A 20,062-nucleotide genomic window follows, 5' to 3' on the forward strand; every position below is an offset into this window, starting at 1 on the left:
CTATTTCGGGGCTTGGGAAGAGGGGCGATTGGCCAGCGGGCGGGATGTTCTGGTATCCTGAAGGCCCTGTGCGGGAGGAGCCATGAACATCTGCGTCGTGGGAACGGGGTACGTCGGGCTGGTGACGGGCGCCGTGTTCGCCGACCTGGGCAACGATGTCGTATGCGTGGACAAGGTGGCCGGGAAGATCGAGGGGCTCCAGGCCGGGCGCATGCCCATCTACGAGCCCGGGCTCGAGGAGATGGTCGCCCGCAACCTGAGCGACGGCCGGCTCGCGTTCACCGTCGACCTGCCCGCGGCCGTGCGCCAGGCCGACGTCATCTTCATCGCCGTGGGCACGCCGTCCCAGGACAACGGCGAGACGGATCTCTCCCAGGTGGAGACCGTCGCGACCGAGATCGGCCGGGCCATGGACCGCTACAAGGTGGTGGTCAACAAGTCCACCGTGCCCGTCGGCACGGGCGAGCTCGTGCGGGAAACCATCGCGCGCAGCCAGCCGAGGCCCGTGGACTTCGACGTGGTGTCGAATCCTGAGTTCCTGCGCGAGGGCTCCGCCATCGAGGACACCTTGCGCCCGGACCGCATCGTGATCGGAGCGCCGACGCAGCAGGTGGCCATGACCCTCGTGGAGCTCTACGCTCCGCTCGAGCGTCCCATGATCATCACCGACCTGCCTTCGGCGGAGGTGATCAAGTACGCCTCCAACGCCTTCCTGGCGGCGAAGATCTCCTTCATCAACGCGATCGCCAACATCTGCGAGGCCGCCGGCGCGGACGTGGGCCAGGTGACGAAGGGCATGGGGCTCGACTCGCGGATCGGCCCGGCCTTCCTCCAGGCGGGGCTGGGCTACGGCGGCTCGTGCTTCCCCAAGGACGTGGCCTCGCTGATCCACACCGCGGGCCGCCCCGGCTACGACTTCAAGCTGCTGAGGTCGGTGGTCGAGATCAACCGGGAGCGCGCCGCGCTCCTGCTCGAGGCGATGCGCAAGGCCCTGGGCCCCATCGACAGCCAGACCGTCGCGGTCCTCGGGCTGGCCTTCAAGCCCAACACGGACGACATGCGCGAGGCCCGGAGCGTGGAGGTCATCGGGCTGCTCCGGGGGGCCGGCGCCGCCGTGAGGGCCTACGATCCTGTGGCCACGGACAACGCGCGCCCGCTTCTCCCGGCGGACGTCACCTTCTGCGCCTCACCCTACGAGGCGGCCGACGGGGCCGACGCCCTGGTCCTCGTCACCGAGTGGAACGAGTTCAGGTTCCTGAACCTGGAGCGCCTGCGCGCCGCGCTCCGCCGTCCCGTCATCTTCGACGGGCGCAATCTCTGGGAGCCCGAGCGTATGCGGCGGCTGGGCTTCGAGTACCACTCCGTCGGGCGCAAGCCCGTGCTGCCGTCCTGAGGGAAGCTGGCGTGAGGGCCCTGGTCACCGGCGGCGCGGGGGATGTCCACAGGGGCTGGGCACCCGGACTGGCGCCCGCCCAGCCCCGCCGGAACTCCCCACCGCCGACGGTCCCTCGCGCGATCTCAGGCGTTGTCACCCGGCATGGGCACCCGGGCTGCCGCCCGCCCGTGCCTGCGATGGGTCACCCGGCGTGAGGGTCCTGGTCACCGGCGGCGCGGGGTTCATCGGGTCGCATCTCTGCGACTTCCTGCTCGCCAGGGGGTGCGAGGTTCTCTGCGTCGACAACCTCCTGACGGGCACTGTGGACAACATCGCGCATATCCGTGACGGGCGCTTCCTCTTCGTCAAGCACGACGTGACCAACTACATCGTGGTGGACGGGCCGCTCGACTACGTGCTCCACGTCGCGAGCCCCGCCTCCCCCATCGATTACCTCGAGCTGCCCATCCAGACGCTCAAGGTCGGCGCGCTGGGCACCCACAAGGCGCTCGGGCTGGCGAAGGCGCGGCAGGCGAAGTTCCTCCTGGCGTCCACCTCCGAGGTCTACGGGGACCCGTTGGTGCACCCGCAGCGAGAGGACTACTGGGGAAACGTGAACCCGGTGGGACCGCGCGGCGTGTACGACGAGGCGAAGCGCTTCGCCGAGGCGATGACCATGGCCTACCATCGCTTCCACGCAGTGGACACACGCATCGTGCGCATCTTCAACACCTACGGCCCCCGCATGCGGCTCACCGACGGCCGGGCCGTTCCCACCTTCATCCGCCAGGCGCTGCGCAACGAGCCGCTCACGGTGAACGGGGATGGCTCGCAGACCCGGTCGTTCACGTACGTCTCGGACCTCGTGGAAGGGATCTGGCGGCTCATGAGCGCGCCGGTGAACGAGCCCGTGAACATCGGGAACCCGCGCGAGATGACGCTCCTCGAGCTGGCAAAGACCATCCTCCGGCTGTCGGGCTCCAGGAGCGAGATCGTCTTCACCCCCTTGCCCGTGGACGACCCGAAGGTGCGGCAGCCGGACATCGCCAGGGCGCGGCGGCTCCTGGGCTGGGAGCCGGTCGTCGCGGTGGAGGACGGGCTCCGGGAGACGATCGAGTGGTACCGGGGCCGTGGGCAGCAGTCGTGACGATGCAGCCGGCGGCGGGTCCAACGGCTTGAAGATCCTCGTCACGGGCGGCGCGGGATCACCAAGGCACGGGCACCCGGGCTGTCGCCCGCCCGTGCCGGCGGCGGACCCAGCGCGTTGAAGATCCTCGTCACGGGCGGCGCGGGGTTCATCGGCTCGCATGTGGTGGATGCGTTCGTGCGGGCGGGGCACACGGTGACGGTGGTGGACAATCTCGCCACGGGCAGCCTGGCCTGGGTGAACCCCGGAGCCGCGTTCCGCCGTCTCGATCTGCGGAGCGCGCGCTTGGGCGATCTCTTCGAGGCCGAGCGTCCCGAGGTGGTCGCCCATCTGGCGGCCCAGGCGGCGGTGAGCCGGTCCGTCGCGGATCCGGCGTTCGACGCCAGCGTGAACATCCTGGGCGGCCTCAACCTGCTGGACTGCTGCCGCCGGGTCGGCGTTCGACGCATCATCTACTCGTCCAGCGGAGGCGCAGGCTACGGGGACACCGACGTGATCCCGACGCCGGAGGGGCACCCCCTCGTGCCTGCCTCCCCCTACGGCATCGCCAAGGTGGCGATGGAGCATTACCTGACCGCCCTGGGCAGCATCCACGGCATCAGCGGCGTCTCCCTGCGGTACGCCAACGTCTACGGGCCGCGCCAGAACCCCGCAGGCGAGGCGGGAGTGGTGGCGATCTTCAGCCACCGCCTGCTCACGGGACAGGGGCCGGTGATCAACGGCGACGGGGAGCAGACTCGCGACTACGTCTTCGTCGAAGACGTGGCGGACGCGAACCTGCGCGCGCTCGAGCGCGCCACCGTGACGGGCGGCATCAACATCGGCACGGGTGTCGAGACCTCCGTCAACGACCTCTATGCGCGGCTGGCGCGCGTGGCGGGCGGGACGACGCCGGCCGCGCACGGGCCCGCTCGCCCCGGCGAGCAGCGCCGCAGCTGCCTCGATCCGGGCCTGGCCGCGCGCGCACTCGGCTGGCGGCCCACGGTGTCGCTCGACGAGGGCCTCGCCCGCACCTTCGAGTCCTTCAAGAAGGAGTTCCGCCCATGATCGACGAAGATCTCCGCTCCATCCTGGCGTGCCCTGCCTGCAAGGGCAACCTCCTCTTCGAGGAGACGCGCATCATCTGCCCGGCCTGCAAGAAGGCCTACCCCATCCGCGACGGCATCCCCGTGATGCTCATCGGCGAGGCGGAGCCCTGGACACCGCCAGCGTAACCGCCGTCATCCTGGCCGGTGGCCAGGGCACGCGGCTCCGCCCGCTCACGTCCCACCGGCCCAAGCCCATCGTCCCGCTGCTCAACGTCCCTTTCCTCGCCTACCAGCTCGCCCTCCTCCGCCAGCACGGGATCCGGGACGTCGTCCTCTCCTGCTCCTACATGGTGGAGGAGGTGCGCGAGGCCATGGGAGACGGGGACCGGTACGGCGTGAGACTCGGCTACGCCGTCGAGGCCGAGCCGCTGGGCACGGCCGGCGGAGTGCGCAACGCTGTGGATCTCGTGGGCGGGCTCGTGGTGGTCCTGAACGGGGACGTCCTCACCGACGTCGACCTGGGCGCGATGCTGCGCTTTCACGCCGACCGGCGTGCGGCGGCCACGATCTACCTCACCCGCGTGCCCGATCCCTCGGCCTACGGCCTGGTGGAGCTCGGCGCGGAGGGGCGCATCCTGCGCTTCATCGAGAAGCCGGACGCCGCGCAGATCACCACCGACACGATCAACGCGGGCGCCTACATCCTCGAGCGGCAGCTCCTGGACCGGATCCCGGCGGGGCGCATGGTGTCCGTCGAGCGGGAGTTCTTCCCCGGACTCCTGGCCGACCGCATTCCGTTCTTCGGGTGGGTGGCTGACCACTACTGGCTCGACATCGGCAGCCCCGCCAAGTACCGGCAGGGTCAGCTGGACCTCCTGGCCAGGCGCGTCGCCACCACCGTGAGCCCGGTGGGGGCGCTGGCGGATGGAGGCCTCTCCGCCGAGGACATCGTCATGGAGTCGGGGGCGAGCGTCGCGGGCCCGGCGCTGATCGGCGCCGGCAGCCGGCTCGGGGCCGGCTGCCGCGTGGGGCCTGCCGCTGTCCTCGGGCCCGGGTGCGCCGTGGGCGCCGGCGCCGCCGTGGCGGGCGCCATCCTGTGGGACGGCGTCTCCATCGGTGACCGCGCGGTGCTCCAGGACTGCATCGTCGCGAGCGGGGCCCGGATCGGCGCCGGCGCCCACGTCGGAGCGGGCGTGGTGCTGGAGGCCGGGGCCGTGGTGGCCGACCAGGCGCGCCTGGCGCGGTAGCCTCGATCCCCGTCCCGTCCGCTGGCGTGTTATCCTGCACTGGATGGCCACCGAGCTGATCCGCAACTTCTCCATCGTCGCCCACATCGACCACGGCAAGTCCACCCTGGCGGACCGCCTGCTCTCACTGACGGGAACCATGGACGCCAAGAAGGCCGTGGGACAGGTGCTGGACTCCATGGATCTGGAGAAGGAGCGCGGCATCACCATCAAGGCCCACACGGTCCGCCTCCTCTACACGGCCCGCGACGGGAAGGAGTACACGCTGAACCTGATCGACACGCCGGGGCACGTGGACTTCTCCTACGAGGTCTCGCGCTCGCTGGCCGCCTGCGAGGGCGCCATCCTCATCGTCGACGCCGCCCAGGGGGTCGAGGCCCAGACCCTGGCCAACTTCTACCTGGCCGTGGACGGCGGCCTCGAGGTCGTCCCGGTGATCAACAAGATCGACCTCCCGGCGGCCGATCTGGAGGGGACGCGGCGGCAGATCACCGAGATCCTGGGGCTGGACGGGGACGAGGCGATCCCCATTTCCGCCAAGCACGGGACCAACGTGGTGGATGTCCTGGAGGCCATCGTCGCGCGCGTCCCGCCGCCCACGGGCGACCCGGAGGCACCGCTCAAGGCGCTGGTCTTCGACTCCTTCTACGACTCCTACCAGGGCGTGGTGGTGTACGTGCGGCTCCTGGACGGGCGGGTGCGCGCCGGGCTGCGCGTCCTGCTCATGTCCAACGGCAAGACCTGCGAGGTCCAGCAGGTGGGGATCTTCGCGCCCGACATGCGGCCGGTCGGGGAGCTGTCCGCGGGGCAGGTGGGCTACCTCACGGCCTCCATCAAGCGGGTGGCCGACGCCAAGATGGGCGAGACCATCACCGATGCGCTCACGCCCACGGCTGCGCCGTGTCCGGGCTACCGCGACGCCAAGGCCATGGTCTTCGCTGGCCTCTACCCCATCGAGGACACGGACTACGAGGGCCTGCGCGACGCCCTCGAGAAGCTGCGGCTCAACGACTCTGCCCTGAGCTTCGAGCCGGAGACCTCGCTGGCGCTCGGCTACGGCTTCCGCTGCGGCTTCCTCGGCATGCTCCATCTCGAGATCGTGCAGGAGCGGCTGGAGCGTGAGTTCAACCTCTCGCTGATCGTCACGGCCCCCAGCGTGCGCTTCAAGGTGGTCACCACAGAGGGCGAGACGCTGGAGGTGGAGAACCCCGCGAAGCTGCCGCCGCCGGACAGGATCGAGCGCCTGGAGGAACCCTACGTCCGGGGCTCCATCCTCGTCCCCACGGAGTTCATGACGGCCATCTACAAGCTGGCGCAGGACAAGCGCGGCGAGCACCGCTCGCTGGAGTACCTGGGCAAGCGGGTGCACATCCTCTTCGACTTCCCGCTGAGCGAGATCGTCGTGGACTTCTATGACAAGCTCAAGTCCGTCTCCAAGGGCTACGCCTCCTTCGACTACGAGTTCCTGGAGTTCCGGCCCTCGGAGCTGGCGAAGCTCGACATCCTGCTCAACGGCGATCCCGTCGACGCCCTCAGCGTCATCGTGCACCGGGAGAAGGCCTACGAGAAGGGCAAGGCGCTGACCGAGAAGCTGCGCGGGGTCATCCCGCGCCAGCTCTACGAGGTGGCGATCCAGGCCGCCATCGGCAGCCGGGTCATCGCGCGGGAGACGGTCAAGGCCATGGGCAAGAACGTCACCGCCAAGTGCTACGGCGGGGACATCACGCGGAAGCGCAAGCTGCTGGAGAAGCAGAAGGAAGGGAAGAAGCGCATGAAACAGATCGGCAAGGTCGAGGTCCCGCAGGAGGCCTTCCTGTCGGTGCTGAAGAGCTGATGGCCATGAGGGACAGCGAGAGTCGCCCCGAGACGCAGGCCGTGGTCGCCGGGCAGGCGGCGAGACCCCGCCGGAAGTCCCAGGTCCGCGAGTACAGCGAGGCCATCGTCGTCGCAGTGCTCCTGGCGCTCGTGATCCGCGCCTTCGTGGTCCAGGCGTTCACGATCCCCTCGGGCTCCATGATGGACACGCTCCTGGTGGGCGACTACATCCTGGTGAACAAGTTCCTCTTCGGGCCCGAGATTCCCTTCACGGACACGCACCTGCCCGGCTTCCGGGATCCGGCGCGCGGTGACGTCATCGTCTTCAAGTACCCCAACGACGAGTCGCGGGACTTCATCAAGCGCATCGTGGCCCTGGGTGGCGAGACCGTGCAGGTCAGGGACAACCGCGTGTACGTCAACGGCCGGTCCGTGGACGAGCCCTACGTGCGGCCGGGCTCCGTGCCGACCGCCACGTCCGGTCACTGCGGCTACCTCTACGCCTGCGAGCCGACCGTCGTGCCCCCGGGCTCCTACTTCGTCATGGGCGACAACCGCGACAACTCCCAGGACAGCCGGTACTGGGGGTTCGTCAAGCGCGAGAAGATTCGCGGCAAGGCCTTTCTCATCTACTGGTCGTGGAACGGAGACCGGCATTGGCTGCGCTGGCGCCGGCTGGGGAACTGGCTCCCGTAAGGAGCTCTGCGCCTGCCACGCTGTGGACCCCGCGGGGCACGGCGCTCGGCGTCTACGTCCACGTCCCCTTCTGCGCCAGCCGCTGCGGCTACTGCTCCTTCAATACCGCCCCGTACCGGGAGGCGGCGGTGCCGCGGTATCTCGCGGCGCTCGGCCGCGAGATCGACCTGGCGGGGGCGGCCCCCTGGAGCGTCTCCGCGGCGGTCTCCACGGTCTTCTTCGGCGGCGGCACCCCCTCGCTCCTGACTCCCTCGGAGCTCGGCGCGATCCTGGAGCGTCTCCGCACGCGCTTCCGGGTGGTCCCCGACGCCGAGATCACGGTCGAGTGCAATCCGGACAGCGCGTCGCGGGAGCGGCTGTCCGGCTACCGCGACTCGGGCGTGAACCGCATCAGCCTGGGAGTCCAGAGCCTGGACGACCAGGTGCTCGCCGCGCTGGACCGCGCCCACTCGGCCGCGCAGGCCCGCGCCGCCTTCGACGCCGCGCGCCGGGCCGGCTTCGACAACGTCAGCGCCGACCTGATCTACGGGCTCCCCGGGCTCGACGCGGCCACGTGGGAGCGGACCGTCCGGAGTCTCCTCGACTGGGGGCCCGAGCACCTCTCGGCCTACGCGCTCACGCTGGACGAGGGCAGCCGCTGGCACGCGGCGGGGAGCATCGGCCTCCCGGCCGAGGAGAGCGTGGCCGAGCAGTACCGGGAGCTCGCGCGCCTGGCGGCGGCGGCCGGCTTCGAGCACTACGAGATCTCCAATTACGCCCGCGCCGGACGGCGCTCCGCGCACAATCAGATCTACTGGCGCGGCCAGGAGTACCTCGCGCTGGGCCCGGGGGCCTGCGGCTTCCTGGGCGACACCCGCTACGGCAACGTCAAGGCCACCGAGCGCTACTGCGCCACGCTCGAGGCCGGGGCGCTCCCCGTGGCGAGCCAGGAGACGCTCACCGCGCGCCTGCGCCTCGCCGAGCGGCTCATCCTGGGGCTCAGGCTCGGCGACGGCATCCCCGAGGCCTGGCTGGCAGAGCGGGTGGCCCTCGAGCCGGGGCGCCTCCCCACGCTGCTCGAGACCTGGCGGGAGCGGGGGCTCCTCGTGAGCGCCCACGGGCGCCTGCGCCTCAGCGAGGCCGGCTTCCTGCTTTCCGACGCGCTGTTCGTGGAGCTGCTGTAGGGAGTCGTGTAGGATACGAACCGAACCATGCTGGATCCCAGCCTGAACGAGCGCCACCGCCAAGTTCTCCTGGCCGTGATCGCAGAGTACGTGGAGAGCGCCGAACCCGTGGGCTCCCGCTCCGTCGCGCGGCGGCACATGCGCGGCCTGTCCCCGGCCACGATCCGCAACGTCATGGCGGACCTGGAGGAGATGGGGTACCTCAGCCATCCGCACACCTCGGCGGGCCGGGTCCCCACCGACAAGGCCTACCGCTTCTACGTGGACGCGCTGCACCGCGTGCCCTGGGTGGGCGCCGGGGCGACCCCCGTCCGCCAGGAGTCGCCCCCGGGGCCGCCCAGCGGCGCCGAGCAGCTCATGGCCGAGACCCCCGCCCAGCTGTCCGTGGGGACGCACATGACGGGGATCCTGCTGGCCCCTCCACTCAAGCAGACGGCGCTGGACCGTATCGAGGTCGTGCGGCTGGGCGACGGCCGCGCCCTGGCGGTTGTCGTGACGGACACCGGCTGGGTCACGACCCAGGCGATCACGGTGGACACCCCGCTGGTGCCTGACGAGCTCCGCGAGATCGGCCGCACCCTGACGCGCCGCTACCGCGGGAAGACCTTCCAGGAGATCGTCGACGACCTGGCGGCGCCCGCCGACCCCCTGGATCCCCTGTGGACGCGCGGCCGGCCGATCCTCGACCAGATCGTCTCGCTCCTCCGCGCCCGGACGCTCTACGTCAGCGGCGCCATCAACATCCTGGACCACCCGGATCTCTCGGATGTGGCCACCATGCGGGGCCTGCTGCGCGCCTTCGAGGAGAAGGCGCGCCTGATCGACCTCCTTTCCCGCATGGCGCAGGAGCGCGGGATCCAGGTGGTCATCGGCGAGGAGAACCCCGTGGAAGGGATGCGGGAGTGCAGCCTTATCACCTCCACGTACACATACCGCGACCACGTCCTCGGCGTGCTGGGGGTGGTGGGGCCGCGCCGCATGCCCTATTCGGACGTCATCTCGCTGGTGGACGAGACGGCGCGGCTCGTGTCGAGCTCGCTGTCCCGCGTGCGCCGCGAGCTTTATCTCCCCCTCTGACGTCCCCCCGACAGGCCCCGGGGGCGTCGCGCCCCGGACAGGCTCTGCTATAATCAAGCACTGTCATGAGCGAACACGACACGAAGCCCGACGACACGGTCGTTCCACCCGATTCCCCCGACGGGGCGGCGCCCGACCCCGGGAGCGAGCTCCGCCAGCTCCGCGAGGCGCTCGAGGCCAAGACACGGCAGGCCGAGGCCAACTGGGAGCGCTACGTCCGCACGGTGGCCGAGTACGACAACGCGCGCAAGCGCGCCGCCCGCGACCGCGAGGAGTACATCCGCACCGCCAACGAGACGCTCCTGCGCGAGCTCCTGCCCGTCCTCGACAACTTCGACCGGGCGCTCCAGGCCGCGCGAGGCGATGCCGGCGCCGCCGCGGTCACCGCGGGCGTCGAGCTGATCCAGCGGGAGTTGCTGCGCGTGCTGGAGAAGGTCGGCGTCACGCCCTTCGTATCTCTGGGAGCTGTCTTCGATCCCGAGCGCCACGAAGCCATCGCCCGCGTCCCGGCCTCGGGCGAGCCGGAGATGACCGTGGTCGGCGAGACGGCGCGGGGCTACCTGCTGCACGGCCGCGTGCTGCGCCCGGCCATGGTGACGGTCGCCATGACGCCCGAGCCCGACCCTCCGTCCGGCGACTCCTCGTAACCGGTGGCCGCCAAGAACTTCTACGCCGTCCTCGGCGTGCCCAGGCAGGCCGACGATGCCGAGCTGAAGAAGGCCTACCGCAAGCTCGCCCGGATGTACCACCCCGACAAGAATCCCGGGGACAAGGTGTCCGAGGAGCGTTTCAAGGAGATCAACGAGGCCTACGCGGTCCTGTCGGATCCGGACAAGCGCGCCCAGTACGATCGCTTCGGCACCGTGTCCGGCCCCGCCAGCCAGGGCGGCCCCGGCGACATGGGCTTCGGCAGCATCTTCGAGGATCTCTTCGAGGGCTTCTTCGGCCAGCAGGAGCGGGGGCGCCGCACCCGCGCGCGCCGCGGGGACCACCTCCGCTACGACCTCGAGGTCTCGCTGGAGGAGGCCGCCGAGGGGCTCGAGACCAAGCTGCAGATCCCCCGCCACGAGACCTGTGAGACGTGCCGGGGTTCGGGGCAGCAGGCGGGCACCTCGCCGGAGGTGTGTGGGAGCTGCCGGGGCCAGGGGCAGGTGCGCTTCTCCCAGGGCTTCCTCACGGTGGCGCGCCCGTGCCCGCAATGCGGCGGGGAGGGGCGCATCAACCGGGCCCCGTGCCGTGACTGCCACGGTCAGGGCCGGCAGCGGAAGGAGCGGCTGCTCAAGATCACCATTCCCGCCGGCGTCGAGGACGGCAACCAGCTGCGCCTGTCGGGCGAGGGCGAGAGCGGGCTCTTCGGCGGCCCGGCCGGCGACCTGTTCGTGGTGCTCCACGTGAAACCCCACGAGATCTTCGTCCGGCACGGCGCGGATCTCCTCTGCGAGCTCCCCCTCGGCTTCCCGCAGGCGGCCCTCGGCGACCAGGTCGAGGTTCCGGTGCTCGGCGGAAAGGCCACGCTCACGGTGCCTCCGGGCACGCAGCCTGGCCAGCAGCTCCGCCTCAAGGGCAAGGGCATGCCGCACCTCAGGGGGCGCGGGCGCGGCGATACCGTGTACCAGGTGGTCATCGAGGTCCCGACGCGTCTCACCGCGCGACAGCGGGAGCTCCTCGAGGAATTCAAGCAGGTCTCGAAGGACGAGTCCGGACCGCTTCTGTCCTCGTTCGTCGAGCGGATGAAGGGGCTCTTCGGCTCCTGATGGGATTCTGGGCGCTCCGGATCCCGGCGGCGCCGGAGACCGCCGAGGGGCTCACCAACTTCCTCTGGGAGCAGGGCGCGCTGGGAGTGGTGGAGGAGGAGGCGGCGGGCGAGTCCCCGCGCCTCCGAGCCTTCTTCCCCGAGTCCACCTCCGCCCCCGCGCTCGTGGCGGCCGTGGGCGACTACCAGGAGTCGCTGGCCGCCCTCGGCCTGCTGCCAGCGCCCGCGCCCGTCGAGATCGAGCGGCTCCTCGAGGAGGCCTGGGCCAGCGCCTGGCAGCAGGCCTTCCCGCCGCGCGCGGTGGGCGAGCGCCTCATCGTCGTGCCGCCGTGGGAGGTCTCGTCCAACGCGCTGGCGCCGCGGCTGCCCGTGGTCATCCAGCCAGGGCGAGCTTTCGGGACGGGCCAGCATGGCAGCACGGAAGGCTGCCTCGTCCTCCTGGAGAAGGCGATCGGGGGTCGGCGGCCCGGGGTCGTGCTGGACATCGGCACGGGCACGGGGATCCTCGCCGTGGCGGCGGCGAGGCTCGGCGCCCCCGGGGTCTGTGCCATCGACGTGGACCCCGACGCCGTCGGCGCCGCGCGCGAGAACGCGCAGCGGAACGGTTGTGCCGGGAAGATCCAGGTCGCCCTCGGCGGCCCCGAGTCCCTGCGGAGGACGGCCGCCTTCGACCTCGTGCTCGCCAATCTCCTGACCCGGGCCCATCTCACGCTGGCCCCTCACTACGCGCGCCTCCTGGCCACCGGGGGCGCGCTCGTCCTGGGGGGGATGCTCGCGGGGGAGGAGCCGGAGGTTGCCGGCGCTCTCTCCCCGAACGGGCTCGTCCTGGACGCCTCGATCGAGATCGACGGCTGGGTCTCGCTGCTCCTGCACCGGGAGCCCTGAGTCCTCGGTGCCGAGCTTCTATCTCCGCGCCGAGGCGGTGAGCGGTCCGCGCGTCACCTTCGACGCGCAGGAGACCCGCCACCTCGCCCGCGTGCTCCGTCTCGCACCGGGCGACGTGGTGCAAGCCGTGGACGGGCAGGGACAGGAGCTCACCGTGAGGCTCACGCGCGTGGACGCGCGGTCGGCGGAGGGCCTGATCCTGGGCCGCGAGGGGCGCCAGCGGGAGTCGCCGCTCCACCTCACGCTCGTGCAGGGGCTCCCCAAGGGGGCCAAGCTGGAGACGATCATCCGCATGGCCACGGAGCTGGGCGTCAGCCGTGTGGTGCCGGTGGTCACCGAGCGCACCGTGGTGCGGACGGATGCGGTGCGCCGCGCTGGACGCCTCGACCGCTGGCAGCGCGTGGCCCGCGAGGCGGCCAAGCAATGCGGGCGCACGGTGATCCCGGAGGTCGCCGCCGCGCGCCCGCTGGCGGAGTGGCTCCACGAAGGGCGCCCGGACGGGCTCTTGCTCTGCCTCTGGGAGGAGGAGCACGCCCTGCTGGCGGACCGGCTCCCGCCCCCGCCGGTCTCCGTCGCCACGCTCGTCGTGGGACCCGAGGGCGGGCTCGCCGCGGGCGAGGTCGACGCACTCGGGGCGGCCGGCGCCGTCACGGCGAGCCTGGGCGGGCGGGTGCTCAGGACCGAGACGGCGGGGCCCGTGGGGCTGGCGCTGCTGCAGGCGCGCTACGGTGACCTCGGTGGCGCTTCCTCGGCGGGCCCGGAGGCTCGTCCCTCAGCGGGCGGCTGAGGCAGCCGATCAAGTGTCACGGAAATGAGACAGGTGGCGGAATCGCGCGTGTCTTCGATGCCACAGCAGAGCGGCGACCAAGCCCTGCGTGAGACCGATATCGCCAATGACATCAGCGCGTTCCGGTGAATGACGCCCTGTGGCAGCGAGATTGCAGCTCTGCCCCCCGGGTCATGGATTCCCAGCGAACGATCCGGAGGAAGATCAGCGTAGAAGGCGTCGGGCTCCACACGGGCGAGCCGGTCCGGCTCACCCTCTCCCCCGCCGCATCCGACACCGGCATCCTCTTCCGCGCCGCGGACGGCACGCTGATTCCCGCGAACACCGAGCATGTGGTCAACTCCCACTTCGCCACGACCCTCGGCGCCTTCGGCGTGAGAGTGCGGACCGTGGAGCACCTGATGGCGGCCGCGCACGGTCTGGGCATCGACAATCTGCTGGTTGACGTGAACGGCGACGAGCTGCCCGCCCTGGACGGCAGCGCCAGCGGCTTCGTGGAGATGCTCGAGCAGGCCGGGCGGGTGTCGCTGGCCGTACCGCGCCAGACTCTCTCCATCGACACGGGTATCCGCGTCGAGTAGGGGGACCGCTTCATCCAGGTGGTGCCCTCGGAGACCTTCCGCATCAGCTACACGCTCGACCACGACCATCCGGTCATCGGGCTCCAGGTCGCGTCCGTGGAGATCACCGAGGCCGCCTTCGTGGACGAGCTGGCGCCGGCCCGCACCTACGGGTTCCTGCGGGACGTGGGGGCGATGCGGCGGAACGGTCTGGCCCGCGGCGGCTCCCTCGACAACGCCGTCGTGGTGGGGAAGCGCTCGGTGCTCAACGACAGCCTCCGCTTCCCGGACGAGTTCGTCCGCCACAAGATCCTGGACCTCGTGGGCGACCTCTTCCTCCTGGGCCGCGCGCTCGTGGGGCACGTGGTCGCGCGCAACGCCGGGCACGCGCTCAACTACCGGCTGCTCGTGGCGATCCAGGAGGCGACGGCCGCCGGGCGCCGCCGGGCCCGCCGGCGGACCGCGACGGCGCTCGCCCCGGACGCGGCGCCGGCCACCCTCGAGCGCGCCCACCCCGCGATCCCCGGGCTCGCGTCCCTGTAGCGGGCCCTCGCCGGCCACGCCGGGGGGGCCCCGACTTCCTCCGCCCGCCGGGAAGGCCGACGCTATAATGGGGCCGTGTTTCTGCACCCTCGATGCCTGTTACGGCTCGGCCTCCTGCTCGTCGTGGCGGGGGCGGCGCTGGTCGCGCCCGGGGCCGCCGAGGCCGAGATCAGGATCAGCAACCTGTCGGTCTTCCTGAACGATTACGACGTCACCGTCCAGGTCGTGCTGCTCAGCGCCGTCCCGCCGGCCTTGCACGAGAGCCTGCACAGCGGCGTGGCCACCCACGTGCGCTTCAACGTGGAGCTCTGGCAGTACAGCCGGTTCTGGGTGGAGCGCCGGATCCAGACGCGCGCCGTGGAGCGGCAGCTCACCTACAACGTGTTGACCAAGGAGTACAAGGTCGCCTCCGTGGCCGGGGAGCAGCGGGAGCCGTACCTCACCAAGAACCTGCGTGAGGCGCAACGGGTGCTGTCCGATCTGAGGGTGGCGCGGCTGGCGCCGGCCTCCGCCCTCGACGCCCAGGAGCTCTACTACGTGCGCGTGCGGGCGGATGTCTCGCTCGGCGGGGTGAACTCCTGGGTGGCGCGCATGGCCGGGGACGCCGCCGAGACGCCGTGGGTGCAGTCGAGCCTGCTGACGGTGAGCCGGAGCCAGTGATGCCACTGCTCCAGGGCCGGCCGGGCGAGCAGGGCAAGCGCAAGCGCAACCTGCTGATCATCAGCGGGATCCTCGTCCTGCTGGTGGTCGGCACCGTGTTCGAGGTGGGGATCCGGACTCCGCAGATCCCGCTCGCCTCCAACCTCCTGGTGCTGGCGCTGCTCAACCTGAACCTGGTCGTCTTCCTGCTGCTGCTGGTCCTCCTGTTCCGCAACCTGGTGAAGCTCTCGTTCGAGCGCCGCCAGAAGGTCATCGGCGCGCGCTTCAAGGCCAAGCTCGTGCTGGCCTTCCTCTCCCTCGCGCTGACCCCAGGCATCCTGATCTTCATCATCGCGTCCAACTTCATCACGACCTCCATCGAGGGGTGGTTCAAGCCCCAGGTCGAGCGGCCGCTGGACCAGGCCCTGGAGGTGGCGCAGGCGTACTACCAGACGCTCGAGGGCACGGCGCTCAGGCACGCCCGTTACATCGCGCGCGTGGCGGAGCGGGAGGAGCTCCTGGCCGACCAGCGGCGCGAGGCGCTCGCCGCCTTCCTCGAGGAGCAGCGGGACCGACTCGGGCTGTCGGCCATCACGATCTTCGACCGGAACGGGCAGGAGCAGTTCCACGCCAAGGATCCTGGGCTCTCCGCCCTCCGGGCCCGCTCCATGCACAAGGACAAGGTCGCGCAGGGGCTCAGCGGGCAGGAGGTGACCACGGTCCACGAGCTGGACCGGGGCGACATGATCCAGGCCGTGGTCCCGGTGCGCGACTCGGACCGCCGGGTGCAGGGCGCCCTGGTGGTGTCCAGCCACGTGAGCCAGCGGCTCGAGAACCGCCTGCGGGGCATCAGCCAGGCCTTCCAGGAATACAAGCAGCTCAAGCTGCTCAAGAACCCCATCAAGGGCATCTACATCCTGCTGTTCCTGCTCATGACGCTCATCATCGTGTTCTCGGCCACCTGGTTCGGTCTCTATCTCGCCCGGGGCATCACGGACCCGATCCAGATGCTGGCGGAGGGCACACGCGAGGTCGCCGCCGGCAACCTCGCCTACCAGGTGCAGGTGCGCGCCGACGACGAGATCGGGACCCTCGTGGACTCCTTCAACCGGATGACGCGGGATCTCTTCTCCTCCAAGGCCAAGCTGGAGGAGGCTTACCTGGACCTGCAGGCCAAGCACGGCGAGATGGAGATGCGCCGCCGCTACACCGAGACCGTCCTGGAAGCCGTCGCCACCGGGGTCGTCTCCCTGGATCCCGCGGGACGCGTGACCACCATCAACAGCGCCGCCGAGCGGATGCTTGGCATCCCCGCACGCGAGGCGCTCGGGCAGCCCGACTCCGCCGTCTTCCGCCGGCCCGAGTTCGGGGACATCGCGGCCCTGATCAAGCGCATGGCGCGGCTCAAGGAGGGGACGGTCGAGCGCGAGGTGCATCTCCGGCGCGACGGCCAGGCCATCACGCTCCTGTCCTCGGCCACCGCCCTCCGGGGTCCAGACGGGACCGACATGGGGTTGGTGCTGGTGTTCGACGATCTGACCGAGCTCCTGAAGGCCCAGCGGCTCGCCGCGTGGCGGGAGGTCGCCCAGCGCATCGCTCACGAGATCAAGAACCCGCTCACGCCGATCCAGCTGTCCGCCCAGCGCCTGAGGCGCCGGCTCGCCGGAGACGGGAGCCTCGAGGAGAAGCGGCTGCTGGAGGAGGCCACGGCCACGATCATCCAGGAGGTGGACGGGCTCAAGCAGCTGGTGGACGAGTTCTCCCGCTTTGCGCGCATGCCCGCCCTGTCGCTCCGGCCCACGGACCTGGCCCGGCTCCTCGATGGGGTGATCGTCCTGTACCGCGAGTCGCATCCGGCCCTCACCATCACGTCGGCGTTCTCCCCCGACCTGCCGCAGATCGAGGTGGATCCCAACCAGATCAAGCGTGCCGTCCTGAACCTGGTGGACAATGCCGTGGAGGCTGTGGGCCAGTCCGGCGAGGTGACCGTCGAGACCGTCTGGCTCCCCGAGGCGCGGCGGGCGCGCATCGTCGTCGCCGACACGGGACCAGGCATCGCCCAGGAGGACCGCGAGCGGCTCTTCCTGCCGTACTTCTCCACGAAAGCCACGGGCATGGGGCTCGGGCTCCCCATCGTCCACCAGATCGTGACCGACCACGGCGGCACCATCTGGCTCGAGGACAACCTGCCGCAGGGCAGCCGTTTCGTCCTCGAGCTGCCGGCGGGCCGGCTCGCGCCCGCCGCGGTCGAGGCCTGACGGGAGCGCCCGCTGACCCATGGCCGGCGAGCACATCCTCATCGTGGACGACGAGCGCGCCATCCAGAAGGCGCTGCGGGGCGTGCTCGAGGACGAGGGCTACCGCGTCTCGGCGGTGGGCTCGGGTCAGGATGCCCTCACCCGGGTCGCGGAGGAGTCCCCGGAGCTGATCTTCCTGGACATCTGGATGCCGGGCATGGACGGGCTCGAGGCCCTGGCCGAGATCAAGCGGCTGCGGCCGGAAACCGCCGTGGTGATGATCTCCGGGCATGCCACCATCGAGACGGCCGTCAAGGCCACCAAGCTGGGCGCCTACGACTTCGTCGAGAAGCCGCTCTCCCTGGAGAAGACGCTGCTGGCCGCGGCCCGCGCGCTGGACCACTCGCGGCTCGAGCGGGAGAACCGCGCTCTGCGCGAGCAGGTCGAGCGCCGCCAGGAGATCGTCGGCAAGGGCCCCCTCATCGAGGAGCTGCGGCGGCAGATCGCCACGGCGGCGCCGACCAACGGGCGCGTGCTCATCCAGGGCGAGAACGGCGCCGGGAAGGAGCTCGTGGCCCGGGCCATCCACGCGCTGTCCACGCGGCGCGAGGGGCCCTTCGTCGAGGTGAACTGCGCCGCCATTCCCGAAGAGCTCATCGAGTCGGAGCTGTTCGGCCACGAGCGCGGCGCCTTCACCGGGGCGGTGGCGCGCCGGCGCGGGAAGTTCGAGGTCGCCGACACCGGCACCCTCTTCCTCGACGAGATCGGGGACATGAGCCTCAAGACGCAGGCCAAGGTGCTGCGCGTCCTCGAGGAGCAGGCCTTCGAGCGGGTGGGCGGCAAGGAGACCCTCCGCGTGGACGTGCGCGTGCTCGCCGCGTCCAACCAGGACCTGAAGGAACGGATCGCGCAGGGCCGCTTCCGCGAGGATCTCTACTACCGCCTCAACGTCATCCCCGTCGAGGTCCCCCCGCTGCGCCGGCGCAAGGAGGACATCCCGACGCTGGTGGAGCACTTCATCGCGCTCTTCTCGGCGGACAACGGGAAGCGGCCGAAGACCGTGTCGGTGGAGGCCCTCGCCTACTTCCTTTCCTACGACTGGCCGGGCAACGTCCGGGAGCTCCGCAACATGGTGGAGCGGCTCGTCATCATGGCGCCGCGCGACGTGATCGGCCCGGAGGACCTTCCCCCGCCGCTGCGCCCCAAGGAGACCCCGGCGGGCGCGGAGGAGGCTCAGCGGGAGCGGACGCTCAAGGAGGCCCGCGAAGCCTTCGAGCGCGCCTACGTCCTGGCGGAGCTGCGGGCCCACGACGGCAACGTGACGCGCACCGCCGAGAAGCTCGGCATCGAGCGCAGCCACCTGTACCGCAAGCTCAAGAGCTACGGCATCACAGCGTCCAAGGGCTGAGCCGGCGCCCGACGCTCCGTGCCCGGCGGCATGCCGTCAGTCGTCCCGGCGGCCAGTCCGGGCCTGGCGGCTCATGGCGTGGAGCGCAGCCCCCACCAGGGCCACGCCGGCCGCGCTCCCGACCCCAACGGCCGCCAGCACCCACAGCGCTCCGCCCCCCTCGCGCCGGGCGTCGTGCCTGGCCCGCTCGCGCGCCGTCATCTCGCTGATCCCCTCGCGGATCCGGTCCATGAGGGCGCGGCCCTCGTCCGTGAGGACCACCCGGACCGCCGCGGCCTCGCCCTCGTGTCGGCGAAGCTCGATGGTTCGGTGGAGCTCGGCCAGCTTGGCGGAGATGAGCGGCTGGAGGGCGTCGAGGCGCTCTCGCTGCCCCGGCCGAGCGGCAAGTCCGACCCGCAGCTCCCGCTGCCGCTCCCACAGGGCGGCGAGGGCGTCCTGGTAGGGCTCGAGGTAACGCTCGTCCCCCGTGAGGAGGTAGCCGCGCTGCCCCGTCTCGGCGTCCTTCAGCAGGGACAGGAAGGCGTTCAGCCGCTCGACGTTGACGAGTGTCCCCTCGACCCGGCGGGTCGCGTCGATGAACATCAGCGTGCCGTCGACGGCGACGACCGCAGTGACGATGACCAGGGCGAGCCCGACCCAGAGAAGGTGGACCGCCCGTCGCGAGTCGACGCGCACGGGGGGCATCGGGCCACGGTCCCGGTAGTCACGTCGGCGCAGCCCCGCCGGCCGGGCTGGCGCCGCCGGGATCCGGGCGAGGTCTCCGGGCCCGGCCGGCTTGCGCTCATCCATCGTCCGATCATACATACCCGCCATGCTCTTGACACGCTGGAGGTCTGAGGGTAGGGTGAAACAACACCCTGACTGACTCCTTTAAGCGGGCCCAGCGAGGCCGGCAAGGAGCAAGAGATGTGGATCCCGGCTTCCCCGTGCAGCAGTTCCCAGCCCCGGACGGGGCGATTTTTTTTGCCCCGGAGCGCCCCCACCCCATGACCGGCCGCGAGAAGGCCCAGGTCCTGGACGACTCCGCGCTCGATCGGGCGCTGACCCGTATCGCCCACGAGGTCGTCGAGCAGGCAGGTGGCGAAGGGGTGGCGCTGGTCGGGATCAAGACTCGTGGGGTCACCCTGGCCGAGCGCATCGCCGAGAAGGTCGCCGCCATCGAGGGCACCAGGCCCCCGGTAGGCGCCCTCGACATCACGCTCTACCGGGACGACCTGCGGCTCAAGGCCGAGCAGCCGGCCGTCCGCGGCACCGAGATCCCCTTCCCGCTCAAGGGGCGCACGGTGGTCCTGGTGGACGACGTGCTCTTCACGGGCCGGACCATCCGCGCCGCCATGGACGCCGTGATGGACCTGGGCCGCCCCCGCATCATCCGCCTGGCCGTCCTCATCGACCGCGGCCACCGCGAGCTGCCGATCCGCCCCGACTATGTCGGCAAGAACCTTCCGACCAGCCGGCGCGAGACGGTGGCGGTGATGCTCCGCGAGCACGACGGCGTGGACCGCGTCGTCATTCAAGAGCCGACCGAATGATCGGCGAGCCGCAGCCGCAGGCGAGGCGAGCGGAGATGGTCATCCCCCGAGCGGAGCGAGGCGGCGAGCCGCAGCCCGCAATGCGAGGCGCAGCCGAAGGCGAGCCGAGCCCAAGGATCCCAAGAGCGCGAAGCGCGCCGAGGCGAGCGGAGATGGTCATCCCCCGAGCG

Annotated in this window: 19 protein-coding genes; 18 read left to right on the plus strand and 1 reads right to left on the minus strand. The window is 70.9% G+C overall.

All coding sequences use genetic code 11. The features are described from left to right. The first annotated feature begins 82 nt into the window (after positions 1-82). The 17 genes from HYV93_14620 to HYV93_14700 all read left to right on the plus strand — a co-directional run bounded on the left by HYV93_14620 (position 83) and on the right by HYV93_14700 (position 18,360). Positions 83-1,393 (plus strand): UDP-glucose/GDP-mannose dehydrogenase family protein, encoded by a 1,311-nt coding sequence (locus HYV93_14620; GenBank protein MBI2527203.1) that lies wholly within the window; start codon positions 83-85, stop codon positions 1,391-1,393. Between the two features lie 193 nt (positions 1,394-1,586). Beyond that, entirely contained in the window at positions 1,587-2,522 is a 936-nt protein-coding gene (locus tag HYV93_14625; GenBank protein ID MBI2527204.1) for an SDR family oxidoreductase, read from the plus strand. A 117-nt stretch (positions 2,523-2,639) separates the two neighbouring features. After that, entirely contained in the window at positions 2,640-3,569 is a 930-nt protein-coding gene (locus HYV93_14630) for an NAD-dependent epimerase/dehydratase family protein (protein ID MBI2527205.1), read from the plus strand. A 28-nt stretch (positions 3,570-3,597) separates the two neighbouring features. Further along, positions 3,598-4,797, plus strand: a complete 1,200-nt coding sequence (locus HYV93_14635) for an NDP-sugar synthase (protein ID MBI2527206.1) — start codon at positions 3,598-3,600, stop codon at positions 4,795-4,797. 43 nt (positions 4,798-4,840) lie between these two features. Continuing rightward, positions 4,841-6,631: an elongation factor 4 gene (gene lepA, locus HYV93_14640; protein ID MBI2527207.1), complete on the plus strand. Its 1,791-nt coding sequence runs from the start codon at positions 4,841-4,843 to the stop codon at positions 6,629-6,631. A gap of 5 nt (positions 6,632-6,636) precedes the next feature. Beyond that, positions 6,637-7,308 (plus strand): signal peptidase I, encoded by a 672-nt coding sequence (gene lepB / locus HYV93_14645; protein ID MBI2527208.1) that lies wholly within the window; start codon positions 6,637-6,639, stop codon positions 7,306-7,308. Beyond that, entirely contained in the window at positions 7,269-8,471 is a 1,203-nt protein-coding gene (hemW, locus tag HYV93_14650; protein ID MBI2527209.1) for a radical SAM family heme chaperone HemW, read from the plus strand. Before lepB ends, hemW begins: the two co-directional genes overlap by 40 nt. A gap of 27 nt (positions 8,472-8,498) precedes the next feature. Then, positions 8,499-9,548, plus strand: a complete 1,050-nt coding sequence (gene hrcA, locus HYV93_14655) for a heat-inducible transcription repressor HrcA (GenBank protein ID MBI2527210.1) — start codon at positions 8,499-8,501, stop codon at positions 9,546-9,548. A gap of 65 nt (positions 9,549-9,613) precedes the next feature. Next, positions 9,614-10,195, plus strand: a complete 582-nt coding sequence (locus HYV93_14660; GenBank protein MBI2527211.1) for a nucleotide exchange factor GrpE — start codon at positions 9,614-9,616, stop codon at positions 10,193-10,195. A 3-nt stretch (positions 10,196-10,198) separates the two neighbouring features. Then, positions 10,199-11,302, plus strand: coding sequence for a molecular chaperone DnaJ (dnaJ, locus tag HYV93_14665; protein MBI2527212.1), 1,104 nt, complete (start codon positions 10,199-10,201; stop codon positions 11,300-11,302). After that, entirely contained in the window at positions 11,302-12,186 is an 885-nt protein-coding gene (locus HYV93_14670; protein ID MBI2527213.1) for a 50S ribosomal protein L11 methyltransferase, read from the plus strand. The genes dnaJ and HYV93_14670 overlap by 1 nt, the downstream gene beginning before the upstream one ends. Positions 12,187-12,193: 7 nt before the next feature. Beyond that, the gene (locus tag HYV93_14675; protein MBI2527214.1) at positions 12,194-12,973 is read left to right on the plus strand and encodes a 16S rRNA (uracil(1498)-N(3))-methyltransferase; all 780 of its coding nucleotides are present in this window, start codon (positions 12,194-12,196) and stop codon (positions 12,971-12,973) included. A gap of 173 nt (positions 12,974-13,146) precedes the next feature. Beyond that, positions 13,147-13,554 (plus strand): UDP-3-O-acyl-N-acetylglucosamine deacetylase, encoded by a 408-nt coding sequence (locus HYV93_14680; protein ID MBI2527215.1) that lies wholly within the window; start codon positions 13,147-13,149, stop codon positions 13,552-13,554. Positions 13,555-13,572: 18 nt separating this feature from the next. Next, positions 13,573-14,076 (plus strand): UDP-3-O-acyl-N-acetylglucosamine deacetylase, encoded by a 504-nt coding sequence (locus HYV93_14685; GenBank protein MBI2527216.1) that lies wholly within the window; start codon positions 13,573-13,575, stop codon positions 14,074-14,076. Between the two features lie 75 nt (positions 14,077-14,151). Continuing rightward, complete coding sequence (locus HYV93_14690) at positions 14,152-14,736, plus strand: DUF4390 domain-containing protein (GenBank protein ID MBI2527217.1); 585 nt, start codon at positions 14,152-14,154, stop codon at positions 14,734-14,736. Further along, complete coding sequence (locus HYV93_14695; protein ID MBI2527218.1) at positions 14,736-16,973, plus strand: PAS domain-containing protein; 2,238 nt, start codon at positions 14,736-14,738, stop codon at positions 16,971-16,973. The genes HYV93_14690 and HYV93_14695 overlap by 1 nt, the downstream gene beginning before the upstream one ends. Before the next feature lie 19 nt (positions 16,974-16,992). Next, a complete protein-coding gene (locus HYV93_14700; GenBank protein ID MBI2527219.1) occupies positions 16,993-18,360 on the plus strand; it encodes a sigma-54-dependent Fis family transcriptional regulator in 1,368 nt (455 codons plus the stop codon). 36 nt (positions 18,361-18,396) lie between these two features. Here HYV93_14700 and HYV93_14705 read toward each other — a convergent pair whose 3' ends face one another. Then, entirely contained in the window at positions 18,397-19,149 is a 753-nt protein-coding gene (locus HYV93_14705) for a CHASE3 domain-containing protein (protein MBI2527220.1), read from the minus strand. Between the two features lie 197 nt (positions 19,150-19,346). On the opposite strand from HYV93_14705, the gene pyrR reads away from it, so the two are divergent. Next, entirely contained in the window at positions 19,347-19,892 is a 546-nt protein-coding gene (pyrR, locus tag HYV93_14710) for a bifunctional pyr operon transcriptional regulator/uracil phosphoribosyltransferase PyrR (GenBank protein MBI2527221.1), read from the plus strand. Positions 19,893-20,062 lie beyond the last annotated feature (170 nt).

The organism is Candidatus Rokuibacteriota bacterium, assembly GCA_016188005.1.
GTDB lineage: Bacteria > Methylomirabilota > Methylomirabilia > Rokubacteriales > CSP1-6 > UBA12499.